The following is a 7,981-nucleotide window of genomic DNA, read 5'->3' as shown; positions in this document are numbered from 1 at the left end:
CTTGCCGCAATCAGCTTAATCATGTTACCACGGTGTTGCCTTTGTGTCAACACTTTTTTACTTTCAGTTTTTGGTAATTTATTATTACCGCAAACTTGTTAAAGTGTTGCCATCAGAGACAGCTTAGTTATGTTAACACGCCATTACTTTTGTGTCAACACTCAATTTCAATCCAATTTGAGGTAAATAATAATACCTTGTTGAAATTAAACTGAGGTGCCGTTTGAGACAGCTTGGTTAGTATATCACCGCCATACTTCCTTATCAACACACAACTTTGTCCAAGATAAGCCTTGAATTTAATTTACCCACTTTATTCTATATTATTCATTAGTATGCTATTTGTCACACCTAAATGCATCTACTCCGATTTTGATTTAGAATATATGCTTGTCAAAACTTGTAATTAGCAGGTAATTATTCTATAATTTGTATATCGTACAGTTTATATCTATTGAAACGGAGAAATTTATATGAAGAAGTTTATGTCTTTCATTGTTGTTTGTTTTACACTTACTTTTGTACTTAATCTGAATGTTATTGCCACTACATATATTAAGGTCTATGTTTATGAAGATTTACTGACTTTACCCGTTCAGCCTATCTCTAAAAGCAGTAACATTTTAGTTCCCTTAAAAAATATTTCGGACGCTCTCGGACTTAAATACTCTTGGGATAATAAATTGAAAAAGGCTACTGTAAAAAACAATAAGTCTAATATTTCCGTTACTGTAAGCAGCAAAAAGGCATATGTAAACGGTAAACCCAAGACTCTTGATATAGCGCCGTTAATGGCTAAAAATGTTGTGATGATTCCTTATAAATTTATACCGCAAGCCTTGGGGATTAGCGTAAAGTGGGACTCCTTAAATTCCCGTATTCTCATTGGAAAATCAGAACTTTCAAGTGATATTCATTTGAGCTATAATGGTACACCTGTAGATATTAATAATTTATATAGTGTCAATGGTACGAGTAAATATAAGGGATACCGTCAGTTGAAGGGGTATCCCTATGAATCTAAATTCTTAATCTATTTTAAGGATAGCTCAAAAGGACAAATTGTATCTTTTGAAACAGTAACTGTAGATAAAGCAAATCTTAATCAGATTATTACATGGAAGTATAACGGTAAAACTTTTAAAAACAAAAGAGCTGATATATATAATTTCTTTTCTGGTACCTCAAGATTAAGCAGTTTGGTAAATGACGGCAGTTATTCTTTAGATTGGCTGTCCAAGACCTTTGGAAAGGTTTATTACGACTGGTTATTTTATCAGAGTGTGTCCCAGGATGCATCCAAAATTGTAGAAAAATTCATTGATAAGGAAAGAGGCATTACAAATACTTTTAATACTGACGAAATTAAGATAATTGGTGAACCACCCGAAACTGAGCCGATAGACCTTGATGGGATTACAGAATACACAGAAGGACCGTTAGATAGTTCTAACGAGAAACCAAATGATAGTAATAATCAAGGCAAACAAGATTCTAATGATAATTATTCAAAATTCAGAGAGCAGTGGATAAGTGAAGATGATTTAAGTGATGAATACAATATTACTACGTGGTGGAATGGTAAAACTATTGAATTGACTCAACGCATTACCGGATTAAAATATACTGTTGATAACTCCCCTTCTTCATCTTTTGAATCAGAAAAAATATATCAGTCATCAGCCGGTATACAATTTCAGTATATAAAAACTATTGAATTTGACGGTAACAGCGTATCACTAAATAAAATTGTATTTGACAGAAAGGCTTTAGAAGCCACTTTACAATCAAAAGGCTTTAAAAAGATTAACCATTAAAAAGTACGGCTCTCTATAATTGTAGTGAACCGTACTTTTTTTGCCTTAGTATTCAGTAAGCTGTTTACACAATTTTTCCAATTTTCCATTTTTAAGCCATTCTTCAATTAAGTTAATACTAAGGAGTTTCAGTTCATGTATATTTTCCTCACTGGCATCATCCATCGCATCGCTCCCAAGCTGTGCAAGACTGGCCTGCATTCTGTAGTACCTGTCATCAGTTAATATCTGGCTGAGTTGGAAATCAACCGTTTCACTCACCCCGCTAAATACTGTACTCAGAATTGGCTTTGCCCATTTCATAAGGCCCCAGTCCTTTGCTTCATCGTACGGAATACAGCGGTTAAGTTCCCCGGTTCCAAGTGAAAGCATTAGTATATCCGGCGTATCCTTATAAAGTACTCTCGTCTCTGCATAAGCACACATGCCCGGATTGTTGGCAAAAACGCCACCGTCAATCAAGGTATAATAATCTGCACCATCCTTTTGGCCGATTTCAAGCTTATATGGCTCAAAGTATGTAGGTGCCGCGGATGTAGCTCTTGCTACCTGCCACATGTAAAAATCCTTATTTACCTTACTTACATCCTTTGCATGTACACTTTTAAAGAAGTACGGAGCCCTCAGACTCAGTTCATATGAAGGAACAATTATATCTGTCAAAGCTTCAGAGAGTTTTACATCACCAAAGTATTCCTTTAAAACAGACTCTATTCCAGTAGCAGGATATTTTTCTTCTGATATACCATCCATAGAAATAATTTTATGAAAAATACTACTGGAGAATATCTTCTTGCCATTTTCAGTATATAGCTTGATAAGGTCATTTGCTGTGTAAGCAGGCTTACCGTTATTCTCCTTTGATGGTACTGTTAGCATAAGTGACAGTATTCCCCCTGTTGAGGTTCCTGCAATTAAGTCAAACATCTCGCAAATTGGCTTAGCAGTCATTTCCTCAACCTTGGCAAGAATCATGGCAGGTATTATTCCCCTTATGCCGCCCCCATCGATTGAAAGCACCTTAATGGTTCTCATGGTAAAACAACCCCTTTATTTGTTAATAATTCATTTTACCATTATATTACTTTTCAGTCGATACCTGTTATTTTAATGAATTGCCCGTTTCTTGTGCTTTCCTCCCATTACTTCAGACACATCGTTTATAGTAACAAAAGCATTTTCATCTTTATCATATATAATTGATTTAAGCTTTGAAACCTCCAGCCTTGTTACAACTGAGTACAGTATTGTTTTTTCATTTTTTGAAAAACCGCCTTTTCCATCAAGAAATGTAACTCCTCTTCCAAGCCGGGCTGTAATTGCTTTAGCAATTTCTTCACCACTTTCGGATATAATAATCGCTGCTTTTGTTTCATCAAGCCCTTCTATTATAATATCAATGACTTTATAAGCAATGAAGTAGGCAATAAGAGAATACATTGCATGGTTCCAACCAAATACAAGACCGGCACTGCTTAAAATAAACACATTAAAAAACATAACCATTTCACCTACGGAAAAGGATGTACGTTTATTAATAATTATTGCCACCATTTCTGTACCGTCAAGAGAACCACCATACCGTATTATTATACCTACTCCAATTCCCAGAACTATACCTCCGAAAACCGAAGCAAGTAAAATATCACTTGTAAGCACAGGTATCGGATGGAATACTTGCACCCAGAAGGAAAATGATACAACTGAGAATAATGATGAAAGAACAAAAGTTTTTCCTATCTGTTTATATCCCAGAAACAGAAATGGAATATTTAATACAATTATAAATAGACTGACCGGCAGTTTGGTTAGATAACTTGTAATTATTGATATACCTACAATACCACCGTCTATGATGTTATTTGGTATCAGGAATATTTCCAATCCTGTTGCTGCTAAAACTGACCCGATAAATAGAAATATATATCTTACTATTTCTCTTTTAATATGATTTTTTCTTGTCATTGACTCACCCCTATAGTTGATTTTTATATTATGTTAACTCTGTATATAAGGATGTTTATTGTTACTCCCGTGAAAAAAATTGGGAATTGTCTGCCTTATGCTTTTTCTATGGTCAAATGGCTTGTCATTTTGTAAGGGTTTTGTAATCGAATAGTCAGAAAACATTATAATATTATTATTTAAGTTACTGACCCTAAGTGAATTTTTTGGATTTGAATAATTCTCATGCCTTTTATTAATTATATGATTAGAGATATAAAGGTTTTTAGGTAATAATTGATTATGAGAATGGAACGGAAATTTTTTATTTATGTAAATAACATTAGGAATTATTTGTAATATGAAACTTATAATTAGTATAATTAAAGCAGTTCTCCCGGCTCCCTTTTTCACCAAATAATTATCCTTTCATTTGTTTCTAATTTTATTTTCATATATTGAAACCTTTATTATTATATCATAATTATTCTATATAATTTTTAAATTATTTTTAAATTATTAAAACTTTACTCTTAAACTTATTCAAATTTAATTTTACTTATGCCAAGAGCATGGTTACTCCAAAATACATTTTTCACCATGTCGGACTTGTCTTCCCCGCATTTGATGATTAGAACAACTTCTGTAGATTTTTTACCTTCAGGTCTATTTGTATATTTTTTAGTAATAACCAACTTTATTATAAGGCCTGATATAAAACCTGCTACCAGACCTATCAACCCCCAAATTATTGGACCCCATTTGAGTAAAAATCCATAAATTGTACCCATGAGCATAAATATGGTGCCCAGTATGGCACCCAAGTCAATCAAACTAAGTCCGTCTGACTCGTGCAAAGAATCAAACACCTTTCTCTTTTCGTCCCTTTTATCCATTGGTACTGCAAGTATGTCTTCTTTTGGAACTCCACGCATTTCAATTTCCGTAATTGCTTTTTCCAGATATATAGAATGTTCAAATGTAGCAATAATGTGCATAATGTCACCCCTGAAACACCTTTTTTTACTAGGCATATTAAAATTATTACTCTGATATTCTCTTTGTACAAACTTTGATTGCTCCCAATCAAACAGCTTATTATTTTCTACAGTGTTTGTATACGCGTCATACATTGAGTACAGGTAAACTGATGAGATATTTAAAGCCCAATGAGGATCAATTGCCGGCTTTACCTTCTCAAAATCTCCCGTAAAAGTATAATGTATAGCCGGAAGTATATTTGATAAATATATAATGGCTATCCACCAAGTAATTAAAAATGCTGCCATAACAATACGGTGAATGTAAAGCTGACCCGTGCCGGGCATAAGCAGGGACCATATTGCCGAAACTATCGGTGACCTTTTATCCAGATAATTGAATTCCAAACAGCCGAGTTTGAAGCTACTAATTTGAGAATCTTCTCTTGCTGCAAGAATATAATTGTTATTGATATCAACAGTAGTACGGTAACTGTCCCAAACTGCAAATATATATAATGAGCAGTAAAGAATTAACCATCTTTTATCTAAAATACCCTTTGCTAACTCAAACCTTCCTGTAAATGAGTAAAATATAGCTGTATTGATATGAGCTTTTAGGTTTACTGTAATCTCCAATATAAACAGCAGGAACCCTCGAAGGTATTTTGATAGCAGTAAATGACCCGTGCCCGGGAATGCCACTGACCACCAGGCTATTATATATGGATTTCTTAAATGAAGCTGCGTTGTACCAAGTACACTTATATGTGCTACCTGGCGTCTGGAATTTTTTCCAATCATAGTAACTCCTTTGGTATTTCATACATTTATATAATTCCTAAGAAATTATTTTTAATTCCACATATCCATTATTTGTTTACTTAATTTCCGAATTCTAAATGGATTCATGGTTAAAATATAATTTGTCGAAGGCGAGGTGATAATAATGACTGTACAAAGCGATTTACAGAAAGCAGTTGCTGCTTGCGAATCAGCAAAAGGAACTTATAAGGTAATGGCTCAGTCTACTCAGGACCAATCTGCAAAACAGATGTATGATGAGATGAGCGGCGACCTTGAAAAGCATCTTCAATATTTAAATAGCAGATTGAATTATATAAGCCAGAGTAATGAATTAAATCAGCAGCAGTAATTTAAGCAAAAAACTCCTTTTTATAGCTGAATTATCAACCGTAAAAAGGAGTTTTTCGATTTATAAGTTTGTAATCTTGCCTAACAAATACTGTTTTAAAATTGATAAATCTAATGCATCTACTGTATTATCATGGTTTACGTCAGCAGATCTCAATGCATCTACGGATAAATTATTCAAACCTAATATATACTGTTTTAGCAGAGCATAATCAATAGCATCAACTTTTGCATCCATATTTATATCTCCGAATAGTGCATCAGGAGTATCAGATATGTCAAGTGATGCAGCCAGAGCATAAATCAATGCACCATTCCAATTAATCGCAATCTCATTGGTCTGATAACTTTCCTGTTCATCCTTCCAATCTTTGGCTCCTGGCCAACCTCCACCCACTAAATATCCGGGCCAGGGATCTGTCAGGGAATCGCCACCTGAACGTCTGTCATGAGGGTACATTGGAGGGTTTAGTCCCAGCCCTGTAACAAAGGAACGATCGTAATAGTTTCTGCCAAACAGGAAGTTCAATGCATCAAGAGATGTATTAATATACTCAGACTTTGGTGATAATTTATTTGCAATATTAAGAATCATGGTCTGGCGTGCCACGGTACCATTGCAGCCCCAGTAATAGGTAGCTCCCAATGGCCTTCCATAGCCGTGACCGTCAGCAGTAGTAACGATACTGTCTGCTGCTGAAATCAATGCACTCTTAATTGTATTATACAGTGAAGTGTTTTTTCCGCTCTTTTCAGATAACAGGTATGTAAACATTCCAAGATTATTTACATTTCCCCAATCAAAATCAACGTCAATTTTCTTTGTAAAGCTGTTTGCACTGGCTTCGAAATCTGCCAGATAACTGCTGTCACCAAGCGTTTCCCACATTTCCGCAGCCGCCCAAAGTCTGTCGTCGGTATCTGTGGTATCATAATCACCTGTACTAAAGCCGTTCAGATTAGGCTTTGTATTTCCCGGATTCGCTTTTAAACAAGCATAGCTAACTTTTGCAGCAGCAATACATTTGTCGGCATATGCTGCATCATAAGGGCGGAAAGCCCTTGAAGCCATTGCCAGCATAGCCACAAAGTCTGCTGTTGCAGCACTTCCCCATGGAGTGAAAAACCTGTCGGCAGTTTCTTTTTCAGGTAGCACAAATCCACCAAAGTCTTTTGTAGAAAGCTTATGGCTTACCTTCCCGCTTCCATCGGGATATTGCATGGTTAAAAGCCAATCCGTTTCATATTTGAGTTCATCCAAATAATCTGGCATTGAATTGTTACTCTCAGGCATTGTCAAGGAAATATCTTGTATCTGATCTTTAAACTGCTCCCAAGCAAAAAACATGGAACCTACTGTAATGCCGGCATTAACAACATATTTATTATAATCCCCGGCATCGTGCCAGCCTTTTCCGCCATCTTTTATGTTATGCTGTCCATTAATATAGTCTGTATATGCGTCTTTGGTATGACAAGCCTCATGAGAGAAAACCTTGCCGTTATATGTTGCGGAAACTGACGTTCCGCAGCGCCACAGATACATTCCAAGCATTGTTGTTTTAAAGGGATTTAAGTAAATATTCGGATCGATTTTAAAGGTTACACTCTTTCCTATTCCCGGCACAAGCAAGGTGTAGCTTCCTTCCGACCTTACCTGTGAAAAATCAGCAATACTAACCTGTTCATTGGTATCAGAATCATTAACTGTAGTAGTTTTACCCGAGAGAACTGCAGTTCCGCTTGAATTTACTATAATAAAATCACTGGATACGGCTGCAATTGTTGCTTTTTTCTCGGCTTCGGGAAGATAACCTATAGAGTTGAGACGTATGCGGGAATCCTGCTGATAATCTCCGGGAGATGTACTTGCCGCAGACACATTTTGATTGAAATTTCCAGGAATAATACCCCCGGAAGTTGCAAGAATTCCACTTATGACAAAGCATGAAATTCCTGCTTTTATTTTACGCCTTCTTTCATAACTTTTTAAACTCATTTAACCTACCTCCTAAATTGTTTTATACTGTTGTTACCTCTTGAAAGTAAAACAGCCTAAATTAAGTAAAAGCAAAGGGAGCTTCC

6 protein-coding genes are annotated in these 7,981 nt (G+C 35.5%); 2 read left to right on the top strand and 4 right to left on the bottom strand.

The window, feature by feature from the left end:
- The first annotated feature begins 473 nt into the window (after positions 1-473).
- Positions 474-1,817, top strand: coding sequence for a copper amine oxidase N-terminal domain-containing protein (locus tag L323_RS24970; RefSeq protein ID WP_020814378.1), 1,344 nt, complete (start codon positions 474-476; stop codon positions 1,815-1,817).
- Positions 1,818-1,862: 45 nt separating this feature from the next.
- Here L323_RS24970 and L323_RS24965 read toward each other — a convergent pair whose 3' ends face one another.
- The 3 genes from L323_RS24965 to L323_RS24950 form a co-directional block, all read right to left on the bottom strand.
- On the bottom strand, positions 1,863-2,852 hold the full coding sequence (locus L323_RS24965; protein WP_020814377.1) for a CBASS cGAMP-activated phospholipase: 990 nt from the start codon (positions 2,850-2,852) through the stop codon (positions 1,863-1,865).
- Between the two features lie 72 nt (positions 2,853-2,924).
- Positions 2,925-3,782 carry a YitT family protein gene (locus L323_RS24960; protein WP_020814376.1) on the bottom strand — a complete coding sequence of 286 codons (858 nt, stop codon included), beginning with the start codon at positions 3,780-3,782 and terminating at the stop codon, positions 2,925-2,927.
- Positions 3,783-4,300: 518 nt separating this feature from the next.
- Entirely contained in the window at positions 4,301-5,545 is a 1,245-nt protein-coding gene (locus L323_RS24950) for a hypothetical protein (RefSeq protein WP_020814374.1), read from the bottom strand.
- A gap of 145 nt (positions 5,546-5,690) precedes the next feature.
- Here L323_RS24950 and L323_RS24945 point away from each other — a divergent pair, with 145 nt between their 5' ends.
- A complete protein-coding gene (locus L323_RS24945; RefSeq protein ID WP_020814373.1) occupies positions 5,691-5,897 on the top strand; it encodes a DUF1657 domain-containing protein in 207 nt (68 codons plus the stop codon).
- A gap of 60 nt (positions 5,898-5,957) precedes the next feature.
- On the opposite strand, the gene L323_RS24940 is transcribed toward L323_RS24945, so the two are convergent.
- Complete coding sequence (locus tag L323_RS24940; RefSeq protein WP_020814372.1) at positions 5,958-7,895, bottom strand: glycoside hydrolase family 9 protein; 1,938 nt, start codon at positions 7,893-7,895, stop codon at positions 5,958-5,960.
- Positions 7,896-7,981: the final 86 nt, after the last annotated feature.

It is taken from the genome of Ruminiclostridium papyrosolvens C7, from assembly GCF_000421965.1.
Taxonomy (GTDB): domain Bacteria; phylum Bacillota; class Clostridia; order Acetivibrionales; family DSM-1351; genus Ruminiclostridium; species Ruminiclostridium papyrosolvens_A.
This window is presented reverse-complemented; position numbering and strand designations above follow the sequence as displayed.

Coding starts and splice junctions, on each gene's coding strand:
- L323_RS24970 (WP_020814378.1), top strand. CDS start 474: ATGAAGAAGTTTATGTCTTTCATTGTTGTTTGTTTTACACTTACTTTT.
- L323_RS24940 (WP_020814372.1), bottom strand. CDS start 7,895: ATGAGTTTAAAAAGTTATGAAAGAAGGCGTAAAATAAAAGCAGGAATT.
- L323_RS24960 (WP_020814376.1), bottom strand. CDS start 3,782: ATGACAAGAAAAAATCATATTAAAAGAGAAATAGTAAGATATATATTT.
- L323_RS24945 (WP_020814373.1), top strand. CDS start 5,691: ATGACTGTACAAAGCGATTTACAGAAAGCAGTTGCTGCTTGCGAATCA.
- L323_RS24965 (WP_020814377.1), bottom strand. CDS start 2,852: ATGAGAACCATTAAGGTGCTTTCAATCGATGGGGGCGGCATAAGGGGA.
- L323_RS24950 (WP_020814374.1), bottom strand. CDS start 5,545: ATGATTGGAAAAAATTCCAGACGCCAGGTAGCACATATAAGTGTACTT.